Source organism: Desulfosarcina sp. (assembly GCF_046496365.1).
GTDB lineage: Bacteria > Desulfobacterota > Desulfobacteria > Desulfobacterales > Desulfosarcinaceae > Desulfosarcina.
On sequence record NZ_JAWOHB010000058.1, the window covers coordinates 72817 to 88490 of the forward strand.

General features: G+C 57.8%; 10 protein-coding genes and 1 pseudogene. 7 read left to right on the plus strand and 4 right to left on the minus strand.

Annotation, left to right across the window (positions count from 1 at the left end; translation table 11 throughout):
* Positions 1-6 precede the first annotated feature (6 nt).
* Entirely contained in the window at positions 7-1500 is a 1494-nt protein-coding gene (locus tag R6V78_RS04865) for an efflux transporter outer membrane subunit (RefSeq protein ID WP_410288210.1), read from the plus strand.
* A gap of 92 nt (positions 1501-1592) precedes the next feature.
* Here the strand turns inward: R6V78_RS04865 and R6V78_RS04870 are convergent, their stop codons facing one another.
* On the minus strand, positions 1593-4436 hold the full coding sequence (locus R6V78_RS04870) for a DUF1638 domain-containing protein (RefSeq protein ID WP_410288211.1): 2844 nt from the start codon (positions 4434-4436) through the stop codon (positions 1593-1595).
* Between the two features lie 114 nt (positions 4437-4550).
* Between R6V78_RS04870 and R6V78_RS04875 the strand changes: the two genes are divergently transcribed.
* Both R6V78_RS04875 and R6V78_RS04880 read left to right on the plus strand, forming a co-directional pair.
* The gene (locus R6V78_RS04875) at positions 4551-5894 is read left to right on the plus strand and encodes a helix-turn-helix domain-containing protein (protein ID WP_410288212.1); all 1344 of its coding nucleotides are present in this window, start codon (positions 4551-4553) and stop codon (positions 5892-5894) included.
* Positions 5891-6343, plus strand: a complete 453-nt coding sequence (locus tag R6V78_RS04880; protein WP_410288213.1) for a MaoC family dehydratase — start codon at positions 5891-5893, stop codon at positions 6341-6343. The genes R6V78_RS04875 and R6V78_RS04880 overlap by 4 nt, the downstream gene beginning before the upstream one ends.
* Positions 6344-6443: 100 nt before the next feature.
* Here R6V78_RS04880 and R6V78_RS04885 read toward each other — a convergent pair whose 3' ends face one another.
* A complete protein-coding gene (locus tag R6V78_RS04885) occupies positions 6444-7709 on the minus strand; it encodes an EAL and HDOD domain-containing protein (protein WP_410288214.1) in 1266 nt (421 codons plus the stop codon).
* 50 nt (positions 7710-7759) lie between these two features.
* Positions 7760-10252 (minus strand): annotated as a pseudogene (locus tag R6V78_RS04890) (glycogen/starch/alpha-glucan phosphorylase).
* A gap of 524 nt (positions 10253-10776) precedes the next feature.
* On the opposite strand from R6V78_RS04890, the gene R6V78_RS04895 reads away from it, so the two are divergent.
* On the plus strand, positions 10777-11124 hold the full coding sequence (locus R6V78_RS04895) for a VOC family protein (RefSeq protein ID WP_410288215.1): 348 nt from the start codon (positions 10777-10779) through the stop codon (positions 11122-11124).
* A 129-nt stretch (positions 11125-11253) separates the two neighbouring features.
* Here the strand turns inward: R6V78_RS04895 and R6V78_RS04900 are convergent, their stop codons facing one another.
* Positions 11254-11886 (minus strand): hypothetical protein, encoded by a 633-nt coding sequence (locus R6V78_RS04900; protein WP_410288216.1) that lies wholly within the window; start codon positions 11884-11886, stop codon positions 11254-11256.
* A 186-nt stretch (positions 11887-12072) separates the two neighbouring features.
* Here R6V78_RS04900 and R6V78_RS04905 point away from each other — a divergent pair, with 186 nt between their 5' ends.
* From R6V78_RS04905 to R6V78_RS04915, 3 genes are all read left to right on the plus strand, one after another.
* Positions 12073-12528 carry an Hsp20/alpha crystallin family protein gene (locus tag R6V78_RS04905; protein WP_410288217.1) on the plus strand — a complete coding sequence of 152 codons (456 nt, stop codon included), beginning with the start codon at positions 12073-12075 and terminating at the stop codon, positions 12526-12528.
* 27 nt (positions 12529-12555) lie between these two features.
* Entirely contained in the window at positions 12556-12960 is a 405-nt protein-coding gene (locus R6V78_RS04910; RefSeq protein ID WP_410288218.1) for an Hsp20/alpha crystallin family protein, read from the plus strand.
* A gap of 401 nt (positions 12961-13361) precedes the next feature.
* Positions 13362-15674: DNA internalization-related competence protein ComEC/Rec2 (locus R6V78_RS04915; RefSeq protein WP_410288219.1), on the plus strand; the 2313-nt coding region annotated here is incomplete at its 3' end.

The window sequence follows — 15674 nt, forward strand, 5'->3', positions numbered from 1 at the left end:
AAAACCATGAAGGATCACAATCGAAACAGCGACCAACCCGTCATGAGCACCAAACGCGCCGCCCGCATGCGTTGGCTGTCGATCGCCATGGGACTGATTTTGACCGGCTGTGCGGCTGTGGGTCCGGACTATACGGCGATCAAACCCGATGTGCCGGAAACATGGGACGCCGAAATGGCCGGCGGGCTCATTCCCAATCCACCGGATCCGGATGCGCTTGCCGGCTGGTGGACGATCTTTAACGACCCTGACCTGTCCAGCCTGGAGGAACAGGCGGTCAATGGAAATCTTGAATTGCAGACAGCGCGATCCCGTATCCGGGAGGCCCGGGCGTTAAGGGGTGTCAGCCAGGCGAGGTTGTTCCCTGTCGTGGCAGCCGATGCGTCAGCGTCAAAAATACGCAGCAATGAATTCGGTGGCGGGGAATCGGAGTTCGAATTGTATGCGGCCGGTTTTGATGCCGGTTGGGAACTGGATATCTTCGGCGGGCTGAGGCGATCCATCGAAGCGTCCCAGGCCGATTTTGAAGCCAGCCAAGTGAATTTGCACAACGTGATGATCAGTCTGATGGCCGAAGTTGCTTTAAACTATGTGGATGTGCGTATTTACCAGGCCCAGCTGGCACTTACCCGAGCCAACATCAAAACCCAGGAAGAAACCTATTTCCTCAACCAGTCGCGAAACCAGGCGGGTATCATCGATGAACTTGCCGTTCATGAAGCCCTTCGAATTCTGGAGAGTTCCCGGTCCCAGATCCCGACCATAGAGACGAGGTTGTCAGCGGCAAAAAATCGCATCGCCGTGCTGCTCGGCAGGCAGCCTGTCGAATTCTCACAGGAGCTGGTCGAGGAAAAGGCGATACCGGCCCTTCCGGCAACCGTTGCCATCGGGATACCGGCGGAGACGCTAAGGCGTCGACCGGATATTCGTTTCGCTGAGCGGCTTGTCGCGGCCCAGACGGCAAGGATCGGCGCAGCCACAGCAGACCTGTATCCCAAATTCCACCTGGCCGGCACCATCGGCATTGAATCCATCGATAGCGGCGATTTGCTGGATTGGAGCAGCCGGATCTGGAGCATCGGCCCGCGGGCTTCCTGGAAGCTGTTCGATGCGGGCTCAATCCGCCAAAACATAGCCGTACAGACCGCCCGCCAGGAACAGGCCTTGATTCAATATCGGGCCACCGTTCTCAACGCCCAGGAGGAGGTGGAAAACGCATTGGTGGCATATGCCAAGGAACAGCGCCGGAGAGATTCCCTGGAGAAAGCCGCTACCGCCGCTCAGCGGGCGGAACTGTTGGCCAGGGACAGATATAAGGCGGGACTGGTGAATTTCAACAATGTCCTGGACGCACAGCGTTCACTGCTTCTTCTGCAAAATGAACTGAACCAGAGCACAGGTATCGCGACGTCCAATTTGGTGCGCCTCTACAAATCGTTGGGCGGCGGTTGGAAATATGCAGCGTTGGTTGAAGAACGGTCAAACCAGAATCGTGATTGAACGTTCATGCGACCATACCGGCGTTAGGGCTGCGCAACGCTTTCATGGCATTGCTGGTCTTTGTGCCCATCGGTCACACTGGTGGCCGCCAATCACCCGGCAGCCACCGCCGGGATATCGGCGGCGACCCGGTCGGGTGGACCGGTGAGCCGCGCCTTGAGGATCCGCCCGATGAAGATCGGATGGCCGCCGGCATCCGCAGGGAGTTGATCCTCGGTATCGATGGTGACGGTTTGGTTGCTGGTTCCGGCCTCCCGGGCCAGCGTTCTGACCATGCCGGCCAATTCGTTTTTTGCAAAGGCATCCGCCTCCTCGAAGACGTTAAAGCGTCTGGCGCCGGCGAGGCCTTCGATGAGAAAACCGCTTCCGCCGCCGGGAATAATTCTCACCTGGCGTTCGATGACGACATTGCTGGTAATCGCTCCGATGGCGTTGGCCACGTCGGCATGCTCCGGCAGCACGGCCCGGGCGCCGATCATGGCGGCGGCCCGGGGCAGGAAGAAGGCGATGGGCGCACCGATGCCGATCACCGGGCGCTTGAAATCGATGCGCATGTGATAGTGGCTGTTCCCGCCGGAAAAGACGTTGTTCATCAGGGCCTGGCAAACCGGGCAGCTGTGCAGGGCTTCGGGGTTGACTTCATCGTCCAGCTGACGCTTTAAAATTTCCAGGGCCAGCTTTTGTGCTACGGTTTCCAGCAGCTCCCGCCGCAGGTCGATTGCATCTCTTTTGCTCAAAGCGGCGATGATCCCGAAAAACCGATCGGCTGAAGCCGTGTCCCAGCGTTGAAATTCACCGGCGATATGCAGCAAGTCGGTGGGGGTCAATCCGCAGCGCTGGATCACAAAATGGCCCTCCAGACGCTCCAGGGGAAGGTGGCGGTCGATGAGGACACCGGTTTTGCGGGTCAGTTCGTCTATGGAACGGGGCCTTTTGTGCAGCAGAGACATCACCTGTTGTTCCATCTCTGTCAGGTGGAGATGGTCCGCGGTTCCGGTGGCGGCAAGAATCTGCATGTTGCGGGTGGAGGTTTCGAAGCTGCGCAGGCGGGTGCCCAGGTATTCGATGGTGGCATCGATGCCGGAAAAATTGGATCCCAGCCAGGCGATGGGGGCCACCCGGCGGGGTCCGATGGAAAAGCGGCCCTTTTCGCGGTTGATCAGGCTGTCTCCACCCAGTCCGGTGGTGCGAATGTCCAGGGCACGCACATGGGTTCTGCGGCCGGCCACGATGGATCCGCTGCCGCAGACGCGCACACTGCCATTTTCCACCGCGGCGGTATCCGTGGTGGTGCCGCCCACATCCACCACCAGGGCATCGGTAAGGCCGGTGAGATGCCTGGCACCGGCCACGCTGGCTGCCGGACCGGAGAATATGGTCTCCACCGGGCGTTCCTTGGCCATCTCCGCCCGCATCAGGGTGCCGTCCCCCTTGACCACAACGATGGGGGCAAGTATTTCCAATTTTTTCAGCGCCTTTTCGAGGTTGGCGATGAGTTTGCCCAATCGTGGAATGATGCGCGCATTCAACACGGCCGTGGTCGCCCTGACCTTGAAATCGAGAATGGTGGATAATTCATGGCCGCAGGTGACGAACAGGCCGGTTTCCGAACGGATGATGCGTTTAACGCTCATCTCGTGGTCCGGGTTGATAGCCCCGGCAAAACCGGATACGGCAAAGGCCTTGACCTGGTCTTTTGCAACCATTCGCCTGACGATCTGTCGAACCTGGTTTGCATCGACGGGCTCCAGCTCCTCGCCGGTGATGGACAGACGGCCACCCACAAACGCCTTGGGCTCATGGGGGTAGTCTTCCGGATCGTAGCGGCCGTATGGGGGCATGACCAGAAGACCCACCTTCTGACCGTCACCCTCCACAATGGCGTTGGTGGCCAGGGTTGTGGAAAGGGCCACCATCTCCACCTGCTTCAATTGATCCGGATCCAGTTTGTCCAGGGCCTGGCCGATACCGATGGTAAAATCCCAGCGGGTGGTCAGCGCCTTGCCCTTGCAGCGTGTCGCACCGGTCTTGAAATCGTAGATGACGGCATCCGTATAGGTTCCGCCGGCATCGATGCCCAATCCGATCCTGGCGGTGCGCGGCGGGGATGCGGGTGCATCGGTTAAAATTGTTGGTTTGTTGTCATGGACGGATTTGCCTGTCCACAAGGGGTGCGATGCCAACGTGCCCGTTATGGCATCAAATTCGATGACATGGCGGGGTTCGACAAACAGGACATCCGCCGAGCTTGCGGTGCCGACCAGCATTTTTTCGAAAAGATCCAGGCTGCCGGGAATTTTTTCATAGGTCCATCCATAGGCATCGGCCATCTCCCTGGCATGGGCTTCGTATTTTGATCCGTTCCTTGCGCCGGTGTCGATATAGGCGGCCCGCTGGTAGTTCTTTTGCCACGAGCTTAAAAATGCGATGGTCTGCGCGGCCGCCCCATGGCCATACCGACCGGCGATTTCCTCATAGTGAACCAGTCGGTCCCCGTACCAGGCCTGCAGCTTGCGCTGGGAAATCGGTACGGCCTTCTCTTCGTACCACCCGGCGGTGATGTAATAGGAACCCGGGAACTTCTTGAACTCCCTGCGGTAGGCCTCGGAACCGCCCAGAAACATGGCGATGCAGTCGTGCACCTTGGGGATGACCAGCGGGATACTGCGGGACTGGATGCCGACGGTGCCCCTGCCGCATATGCCGTAGCCGATGACGATGCGGCCGGCTTCACCGGCGGCCGACACCGCGTCGATCACCTCTTGAAGCTTCTGTTTGAGCACCTCCGGACGTTCATGCAGCCCGGCCTCCAAAAACTTGAAGTCAACCGTCAGACCCAGCTGTCTGGCGGCGTGCTTCATATCCACACCCAAAACCGCACATCCGATGACGACAATCGGTGTTTGCGCCACCATGCGTTTGCCTTCGGGATCCATGTCTCCAAATCCATTTCTTTTTTAGCTTTCACGAAACCTGACTGATAGTGTATCGTGCGCATCGGAAATAAAATGTCAACCGATTTAAACCTTATCCGGCCAGGTTCAGCATCCATGTTTAAAAAGAAAATCCGCGTTTCCTCGGGAGTCAGCCAGCTTGACCGACAATTGGGGGGGCTGTTCATCGGCGACAATGTGGTCTGGTATGACGATGCCGGCAGCCTGACCTCGACCTTCAGCCTCAATTTTATCCAGGAGTCCCAGCGCCGGGACAAGCCCTTGATCTATATCACCTTTGACCGATCCCCCAAAACCCTCCTGGAGGATCTGGGGCCGCTGGGCCGGAATCAGCACCTGGCCATTTTGGACTGCTTCACCCACGGTAAAGGGGACGGCAGCGAGGTGTTCAGCAGGTTCTACGAGAAAGACGGCGCCCAGTGGCCCCACCAGATTGTACGCATCAATGCGCCCAAAGATCCCGAAGTGGTGTCCGAGGCTTTCTACAGTCTCCACGGCACCATGACAGGGGACGTTCGGTTCGTCTTCGATTCGCTCACTGGCATGCAGGAGCTGTGGGGCGGGGAAGAGGCGGTGCTTAAATTTTACTCCCACGCCTGCCCACGCCTGTATGAACTGGAGACCATCGCCTACTGGATCATGGAAAAAAAAGCCCACTCGGAACGTCTGCGGGCCAATATCAACCAGATCGCCCAGGTGGCCATCGATCTTTCGGTCAACCGCGGAAAATCGTCCCTGACCATCCTCAAAGCGGTCAAGCGCAGACCCGATGCGCTGAACCTGCCCCTGGTCTACTGGAACGACGGCCTCGACGTAACCTTCGAATCCGAAACGGGCAAAGGCGGCAATATCGATCTGGGCGGCCGGGTAAAGCAGATTCGAAAGCGTCAGACCATGTCCCAGAAGGATTTGGCGGCCTTGGTGGGCGTGACCCCAAGCACGATCTCCCAGATCGAAAGTGGCACCATCTATCCTTCCCTGCCGGCGCTGTTTAAAATCGCTCAGGTGTTGGGCGTGCCGGTGGCGGCCTTTTTCCAGGACAGATCGGTTGCGGCCGGTCAGGTGGTGTTTTCCGGCGGGGGAACCCGGATCGACCTTTCCGATCTGCCGAAACGGGATGTGACGGGGTACCGCTTGGTCCCGGCTGATTTCGATGCGTACGCCGAACCCTACCTGATAGAGATTTCCGCCGGCAAAAAACTGCCCACGCATTTTTTCATCCATAAAGGCCAGGAGATGGGGTACCTTTTAGAAGGCCGGCTGGAACTGGAAGTCGGCAGCCGCTTTTACGCAGCCGGGCCGGGGGATGTGATCTATCTCACCGGTGAATTGCCCGCCCAATGGAAAAACACGGGCAAGGCAGCTGCCAGGTTGCTGTGGGTGAAGATCAAATCGGGTCCATCCAGCACCCAGCACCCGGAAAAAGGAGTTTTCGCATGACCGACATCCGCCGTCGAACCATTGCCGGACTCTGCGCCGGCGATACGTTCATCCTCACCCGGACATTCACCGCAGAAGATGTGGCTGCTTTTTCCGACGTGACCCGGGACCATAACCCCATCCACTTCAGTGAGCGTTTCGTTGAACTCAAGGGGTTCAGGGGACGGATCTGCCACGGCCTTCTCGTGGGCGGCATGATCACCGAGATGGGCGGCCAGATGGGGTGGCTGGCCTCGGGCATAAATTTCCGCTTTAAAAAACCGGTTTATTGCAACGATACCATTACCTGCCGCTGCACGCTCACCTGTGTAGATGCGAAGAACCGCGCGAAGGCCGAAGCCGTCTTCACCAACCAGCACCAGGAGATTGTTCTGGAGGCCAGTTTGTTCGGTGTGCTGCCCAATGCCGCTGAGCGGCAGGTGCTTGAAGATTTGTGCCAGCCAGGGTGATCGGAAGCGTCCAACCACCAGCGCGTCCGTGTTGGGCGGCAGCGTGGACCCATGCAGCGTATCGTTCCGGTTTATCGTTTTCCTGAGGCGCTTTTTTCAGTTACCCCGTGTGCATCAATGTCAGCTGATCCGCCCATTCCACGGCATTTTTGAAGGCCGCTGAGACCTCCCCACGGTTCAGGTTGAGCTGCTGCATCATGACTTCAGCATCTTTCCAGCGGGCTTCCTCGAAACACTGGGCCAACGCAACCAGCGGCAGGTATTCGTTGTTGGCATCCCGGCGCAGGGCGCCTTTGAGTGAATCCTCGATGGGTAGAAACGTGACGATTTCGTCCATGGGGGTGCTCAGCATGGTGTCCAGCAGGGAAAACAGCCCCAGCAGGTGCAGGCTCTCCGGATCAAACCCCCAGAAATCGTGGCTCCTGGCAACCAGCTCCAAAAATTTTCCCCGCTGGGCGGCGAGTTGAAGCAGGTCGGGCGTATCTGTTGCCTGACTCATGTCGTTGAGCAGAACCACCCGCAGCCAGTTTTTCAGCTTGTTCCATCCCAGGAGGCGGATGGCGTGGTGGATGGATTTGACCTTGTGCGGAAAACCAAATGCAGCCGAATTCAGGTAGGTCAGCAGTCGGAAGCTGATAGCGGCGTCGGATTGAATGGTTTCCGCCAGTTTATTGATATCCGGATCCTCCTGCTCGATGCGCTGAAGAAGCTTGAGCCGCGAGACCGCGTTGGAATTCATTTTGTGGACGGTGATCGTGTCCGGCTGCTTAAAGAAGGCGCCTTCGAAAAGGGTGACGCCCACCTCCCGGCACATCGCGAATCCGGCGGCATTATCGACCCGCCGGGCCAGCAGCCTGGCATCCACTGCATGGATGGTTGCCAGGAGCGTGGATACCTCGTCCTTCTGCCTGCCGATTATCGGAACGGCAATGATGTCGGCCAGCTCATAAAGGGAATCGAGCTGCCGATCCCCGCTGAACCCGCGAACGGCGATCAGATACCCGTCCGACTTGAGGCGCGCCAGCATTTCGGGGATGGCTGGCCGCAGAAAGAGCTGCTCGTCCACCTGGACGGCGGCAAGCGTGGGCGGCAGGGCATAGGGCATGTCGTCCAGGATTCCCATTTCATCGAAATTGAGCATGATTTTCTGGCCCTGCTTCAGGATCTGCTGGAGCCCCATATACGCGCTTGACGCAACACTGACCGCAGCCCCCTCCGGCTGCTCACCGTCCCCGGGGCTTGCCGGGCTTCGCTCACCCACGCAGAACAGCTCATATCCCCACAAACGACGGTTATCGTCAAATATGGGCTGCCGGGCGATGGACACCGAACCCGAAGGCGATGGGATGTTTGTATCTTTGGGCATAGGGGGACCTCCTTGTTGGCTATCGGACATTGCTTTTAAATGCTAACAAGCTATTCAGCGCTTTTCACCGGCGGCAGCGGTTTCAATCGCCAGATGTTGTCGGCATAATCCATCACCGACCGGTCACTGGAAAACTTACCCATGCGGGCGGTGTTGAGAATTGATTTTCGGGCCCATTCGTCCTTGTCCAGAAAGATTTTACCCACGGCTTCCTGGGCGTTCACATAGGCCCGGAAGTCGGCCAGCAGCATGTAGAAATCCCCCCGATGCAGCAGCGATTCCACAATGGGCGAAAACAGATAGGGATCTTCCGGCGAAAAGTCCCCGCGGCTGATACTGTCCAATGTCTGCCGCAGCTCGGCATCGCTGTCGTAATAGGTGCGCGGGTTGTATCCGCTGTTGCGCAGGGAGGTCACCTGGTCCGCCGTCAGGCCGAAGATAAAAATGTTTTCGGCCCCGACCTCCTCCATGATTTCGACATTGGCCCCGTCCAGGGTGCCGATGGTCAGCGCCCCGTTGAGGGACATCTTCATGTTCCCTGTTCCCGACGCCTCCATACCCGCGGTGGAGATCTGCTCGGACAGGTCAGCCGCCGGAATGATCTTTTCGGCTTGGGATACGCAGTAGTTGGGCAGAAAAAGCACGCGCAGCTTTCCCTGGACATCCATGTCGGTGTTGGTTTTCGCGGCCACGGCATTGATCAGCTTGATGATGCGTTTGGCCTGGTGGTAGGCTGGAGCGGCCTTGCCGGCAAAGATAATGGTGCGCGGCACCACCGTGGCGGCTGGGTTGGCCCGGATGCGGTGGTACAGGGTGATCACATGGAGTATGTTGAGCAGTTGACGCTTGTATTCGTGGATGCGCTTGACCTGCACGGAAAACAGGGTGTCCGGATCAACGCCCACACCGATTTTTCTCAGGATATAGCGGGCCAGCCGTTTTTTATTGTCCCGCTTGGTTTTCATCCAGCGCCGGCGAAATTCGGCATCCTCGGCCAGCGGTTCCAGCTCCTGCAGCCTTTTCAGGTCGGTAATCCAGCCGGGGCCGATGGTGTCGTTGATCAGCTGTGCCAGGGGCGGATTGGCTTGTGCCAGCCATCGCCGGGGAGTGATGCCGTTGGTGACATTGGTGAGTCGGTTGGGAAAAAGCGTGTCAAAGTCCTTGAACAGATCTTCTTTGAGAATCCGGCTGTGGAGTTCGGCCACGCCATTGACGGTGTGGCTGCCCACAATGGCCAGATGGGCCATGCGGACACCTTGATGATGCCCTTCTGTGATCAGCGACACCCGTTCCAACAGGCTGCTGTCATTTGCCGGTCGTGAGCGCACGGATTCCAGAAAACGGCGGTTGATTTAATAGATGATCTCCATGTGCCGGGGCAAAAGCCTTTGGATGCGGTCCACGGGCCAGGTTTCCAGCGCTTCGGGCAGGACCGTGTGGTTGGTGTATGCAAAGGTCTTCTCGCAGATGGGCCAGGCATCGTCCCATGTCAGGCCCTCCTCATCCATGAGCCGGCGCATGAGCTCGGGAATGGCGATGGCCGGGTGGGTGTCGTTGAGCTGAATGGCAACGAAGTCGGGCAGCTCCCTAAAGTCCCGATTCATCTTTTTAAAGCGACGAAGGATGTCGGCCAGGGTGGCGGCCACAAAAAAATACTGCTGCTTCAACCGCAGCTCCCGTCCCTGCTCCATCTCGTCACTGGGATAAAGCACACTGGAGATATTCTCACTGAGCACCTTGGCCTCCAAGGCACCGATGTAGTCCCCCTGGTTGAATTCTTCCAGGTTGAACTCCCGGCTTGACTGGGCGCGCCACAGACGCATGTTGGTGACGAAATCGTCTCCGTAGCCGGGGACCAGGATGTCGCAGGCCATGGCCATGACCACCTCGCCGTCAACCCAGCGGAAGCACTGGCGGCCGGCAGCATCGGTGTAGGTTTCGGAGCGCCCGTAAAAACGCACCGGGATCAGGTATTCTCCCCGGCGAATCTCCCAGGGGGTGCCCTTGCGGGACCAGTTGTCGCACTGCTCGCGCTGCCAGCCGTTTTCGATGGTCTGGTGAAAGATGCCGTAGTCGTAGCGGATGCCGTAACCGTAGCCGGGAAGATCCAGGCAGGCCAGTGAATCCATGTAGCAGGATGCCAAGCGTCCCAGGCCGCCGTTGCCCAGACCCGCATCCCACTCCTCTTCTTCCAGTTCATCCAGATCAAAGCCCATTTCCGTCACCGTCTGACGGACCTCATCGACCATCTTCAGACTGATCAGATAGTTCATCAGAAAGCGGCCCGGCAGAAATTCCAGTGAGAGAAAATAAACCCGTTTGGCCAGGGTATCATACTGGGCGCGTTGGGTGCGGATCCAGCGGTCGATGAGCCGATCACGAACACTGTAAGCCAATCCCATGAAACAGGCATAGCGGTTGGGTTTTGCCGGATCTCTGCCCATGGTTAAGCGGATGTGACGTTGGATTTCATCTTTCAATGTGATGGCCGATTCCGGGGCGCTGTTGCCACCGATGCCTACTTTCTGACGCTTTTTAGTCATCTGAAAATCCTCCTGTGAAGGCAAGGAAACCAATGGCTGGATCTCCCTGGCAACAGTTGACGAGATTCTGCGTCCGCCCTGATACGTCCGGCAGGCGCGCGATTTTTATTTTTCGTTGTCGCCGAAGGCAATGGTTCGCAGCACCGTTTTCTCGCCGCGTTGGCACTGGGGCCATGGCCGGAACCAAAATCCACCCTTTCTGGATGGACGCTGACTTCGCACTCAGCATGCCTTTTTTATGGAGAAGACGCAATCACAATTCGGTGCGTTGATACAGGACCCGAGGGTCCCGTCAACCTGCCGCGGCAAACCGTGTACGATTTTAAAAATGTCCTATGGGGACGACAGCAAGCCATCTGCGGTTTGTCGTGGCGCCTCAGGCGCTCAGGCGCAGACATTGACGGAGCCTGATGGGAAGCTGAGTTCAGTTGACACGATGCGCTGCCTGGCATAGGCTGCAGGAACCGATTGGGGGTTGCCGACAGGCAGACCGTTATTTCATCAACCATCTGACAATGAGACCATTGAAAATAACCCGTACCAACGCGATATTGTATTGTGACCGATGGGATGAAACCGTCCGGTTTTACCGCGATATGCTCAAGCTTGAGGTGCTGATGGAAAAATCATGGTTCATCGAATTCCAGCTGACTGCGAGTGCCCGGCTGAGTGTCGCCCATGCCGTGCATACCTCCATACGGAGCGCCCGCGGGGCCGGACTGACGCTTTCATGGCAAGTGGAAAATATTGACGGCATACGCAACCGCATGATTGCCGACGGCGTTGAAGTCGGTCCCATCAGGGAATCCTGGGGCGCCCGCGCCTTATTCCTGTTCGATCCCGAGGGAAACCGGATCGAATTGTGGGCGTGAAAGCGTTGGGTTTCCGCATCCGGACGGCGAGCCGCATCGTTGAGCCCCGCAGGGTCGTGGGTCGGCGTTCTTACACAAATGCTCGATTGCCGGCAGAGAACCAAGCCAGGGTCGGCCCATAACCGGTGCCTACCGGTCGTAACGCAGTTCCATCTGATTGAGATGCGCCGGATCGAAGTCCTCGATTCCCCGGGTCCGTTCTAAAAAAGCGGCAATCGCTCGGGTAGCACCGGCATAGCTGTCCATCACCGCAGCCAGTTTGGCAAACACGGGGTCATCTTCACCCAGATGCTCGCGGACCTCCTCAAGCAGCAGCTGCCCCTTGTTGAAATGACGTTCGATTCCGGCAAAGGCGGCTTTGTGCCGCTCATACTTTTTCTGCTCATTGTCAATGACCGGAATGAGCCTTCTTACGGAAAATTCCACCAGCGCATCGCGCGGCGCGTTGAAGGCTTTTGAAATCTCATCGAGCAGTGCCAGCGAGCGTCTGCTGATGACATAGGTTTTCTGGACCCGGTTTTCGGTACTGACCCGGGCATTGCGGACTTCTTTGGCAATGGCATTCAGTGACTCGCTGTCCTGGGCCAGATGGTCGAACAGGGATTTCTGTTTAATGCCCAGCTGCGCGGCGACGATGCTGATGGCCTCGATACAGCCCGAGGAGAGCTTGAAGGTTGCCCGCACCGATTGCCGGCCCCGAAGACCCGAACTGGTGATGAACGTTAACGAACCCATTTTATGTTTGTCATCATTTTGAGCCATATCCGATCTCCACATGTGTTGTTCTGGTCTATTACCTCTGTCTATACAATTTTAAAAATAATGCAATTAAAAAAATTTTCACAATATTGACAATGTTTTTTCGATTAATATTGTTTAGGCAATGCAGATGTATGCGCAAGCAAGTGATTGTGCTCAAGACCCTTAACAACAAAAGGAGGTTTGACGATGATCTACAGAACTCTTTTCGGTGCTCCCAGTCGGCATTTTGGCGCCTATGCTGACCTGGAGGGGATGAAGCGTCAAATGGAACACCTCTTTGACGCATTTGGCGATAGAACCCTCGGCCGCGTCAGCGCCGGTGTGTTTCCGGCAGTCAACATCACCGAGGATGCGGATGCCTACTATGTCAGCGCGGAGCTTCCCGGGGTAAAGTCAGACGACCTTGATCTGAATGTGACCGCCAACCAACTGACCCTGGCTGGGGAGCGCAAGATATCCGAGGAGGCTGCCGATGCCCGGTATCACCGCCGGGAGCGTGAACCCGGACGCTTTTCGAGGGCGATCGCCCTGCCCAGCGATATCGATTCGGACCATGTCAAGGCGAAGCTGGTGGATGGTGTCCTGACCGTGACCGTTCCCAAGGCGGAAAAGGCCAAGCCCAGACAGATTGCGGTTCAATAACGCCAAAATTGAAAGGAGGAACGGATTATGTCAGACTCCAAAGCGCTCAAAGTCAGAGGTAAGCAAGAGGTGGCATCGCCCGCCGAGCAGACCAAGCCGGGGTTGGTTTTTACACCCAGCGTGGATATTTTTGAAACTGAAAAGGCGATCACCCTGCTGGTGGATATACCCGGGGTGAAAGCCGATGCACTGAATGTGGATCTTCGAGACGATACACTGACCCTGACCGGAGATGTCAGTCCTGACCTGGTAACACCCGGAGAGCGGGTGTCCATCGAATACGACACCGGACGCTACTACCGCCAGTTTTCACTTTCCGAGGTTATCGCTCAGGAAAAGATCGATGCCAAGCTCAGCGACGGTGTTTTGCGCTTGACGCTGCCGAAGGTGGAAAAGGCCACCCCGCGGCGAATTTCAGTTCAAGCCGGGTAACGGAAGCGCTCGCCGGAAGTCCAGAATGCTTCCGGCGAGCTTTTACAACCCCGGCCGCAGGTTTCCTTGCTATATTTTCGCTGTCGGCGATCTCCCTGGAAATGGGGTCGACCGCGGCGATTGCCCTCCTAATTTCGGTTTTGACTATTCCAAACGAACCCGGTATGATAGCGCCGCAGCGCGGCAAACATTTGATTTGCAAGCGTGAACGGTCACCGCAAGCTGCCTTTTCCCGGCTTATCGCGCTGCGAATGGTTGGCTTGAACCCACATCCACCGTTTCCTGATAACCGCCGGCACCATGAAAAATGAAACCGATGTGATCCATGACCTCAAAACAGCCATCCCCTGCCTGGCGCCGGTGAACCGTCGTGGCTACCCGGTCAGGGGTTTCCCGGGTCGGTGACCCCGCTGTTTCGCCGTCCTGAGACCATGTATTCCCGGCCGGTCATCCCCGTCAGCCTTTCGCTGATGGCCGGCATCATCTTGGGCGAAGGCCTGCCCGGATTTAGCCTTGCGCTCCTGTTCATCCTGTTGTCGGCAGCCGGTCGACTGGGGTTGCTTTTATGGCGAGCCCAGTCGGCCCGCTGGTCGCCGCTGCTGACATGCGTGGCTGCCGGCTACCTGGCCATGGTGCCATGGATATCTCCCGCGCATGGGCCCAACCACCTGGTTCATTACCTCGACACCGGATACTGGCGAATTCGAGGGACCGTGGTCGATCCGCCTGTCCCGCGCTTCGGTCGGTCCCGTTTTATTTTTAACGTCGATGCCCTTTCCCGCGAGGGTGACCGGCATTCAGTCCGGGGTCGCATCCGGGTGACCATCATCGGAGAGTTGAAACTGGAACCCGGCGATCAGTTGGTTTTCCCGGCTAAAATCCGACCCTTCACCAGTTTTAAAAACCCGGCTGGATTCGACTACCGCCGGTACATGGCTTTTGAAAGGATTCATGGCAGTTCGTGGGTGCCGGCGGAGAAAGTCCAGCGAGTCGGCAGATCCGGCCGCTCTGCAGCAAAACAGCTGATCCATGGCGCCCGTCAGCGGCTGGGGCAATTGATCGATGCGGCTGACGGCGAATCTGCTGCGCTCGAGAAGACAGTGCTCAAAGCCATTGTTTTCGGGGAGCGGTCAGGCATCGACGACGCACTGCGTGAACGATTCAACCGGGCCGGTGTGGGGCACCTGCTGGCCATCTCCGGGCTTCATGTCGGCATTGTGGCCACTGTTGTCTTCGGTTTGCTGTGCTGGGTCTTTTCTTTTTTTCAACCCCTGCTCTGGCGGGGCTGGAGCCGGCAGTGGGCGGCTGCGGCGACACTGGTGCCCGTGCTGGCCTACGGTGTGCTGGCCGGCATGTCGCCTTCCACCCAGCGGGCCGAAACCATGGTTGCAGTCTTTCTGTTGGCACTGATTCTGGGAAGGACGCACGACACGCTCAATACCCTTGCCCTGGCGGCGCTGGCGATTTTGGCCTTTTTCCCCCCGGCGCTGTTTTCAATCTCATTTCAACTCTCATTTGCCGCCGTGCTGGCCATTGTGTACGGGTTGGGGAAGATTAACCCCCAGCGGGAGCGGTCGCGTTCGCCGGTCCGTCGGGTTGGCGGGTGGCTGGTCGGATTCACGCTTGTTTCGGCATTGGCTATCGCCGGCACCACCCCCGTGGTTCTGTACCATTTCAACCAGACGTCATTGGTGGGTATCGCGGCCAACTTGTTGCTCGTACCGCTGGTGGGTTTTTTGGTCGTGCCGGCAGGGCTCGCATCCGCCTTTGTCGCCATTTTCTTCGAACCCGCCGCTATCCTGGGTTTCTGGCTGAGCCTCAAGATGCTCCACCTGGCCTTGATGGGTGTGGACCTTTTTGCGGGAATTTCTTTTGCCGCAGCCAAAACCGTAACCCCGTCCCTGTTTGAGATCGCCCTCTATTTTCTGACCGCCTGGGCCCTGCTGAATCTTCGCAAAGCCCCCGTTGCCCCATGGGTACTGGCGGCAGCGCTTGTCGCGGCTGCCGGCGATGGACTTTACTGGTCTTATCAACGCTTCTGGAATCGGGATCTCAGGGTCACGGCCATTGACGTGGGGCAGGGCACATCGACACTCCTGGAATTACCCGGCGGCGAGGTAATGTTGATCGACGGGGGCGGTTTTTCCGACAACCGCCTTTTTGATGTGGGCCAGCGGGTGGTGGCCCCGATTCTGTGGCGCAAGAAAATTGCCACCGTCGACATCCTGGTCCTGTCGCACCCCAATGCCGATCACCTCAACGGCCTGATTTACATCGCCAAGCATTTCAGCGTCCGTGAACTGTGGACCAACGGGGATGTGAACACCACCCTGGGATATAAGGAATTGATGGCGGCCTGCCGAGCGGAAAAGACCCTTTTACGAAGGCTGGATGCCGGTATGGAACCCATCAATATCGGCGGGGTGAGCCTGGCGGTCCTCAATCCACCCCCAGGCTTTCTTGGCCACCTGGACGAAATTGATCAGGGTTTCCGGAATGACGCGTCGCTGGTGGTCAAGGCGACCTTCGGGGGGACAGCTTTCCTGCTTACCGGAGATATTGCGGCCCGGGCGGAGCAGCAGCTGGGGGTTTCGTGTGGACGCGGCGGCACCTGCTGGGCCTTGAAGAACTCAGCAAGGAGGAAATCCTCTACATTTTCCGGACGGCCGAGAGTCTCCAGGAGGTCTCCACCCGCAGCATCAAGAAGGTGCCCG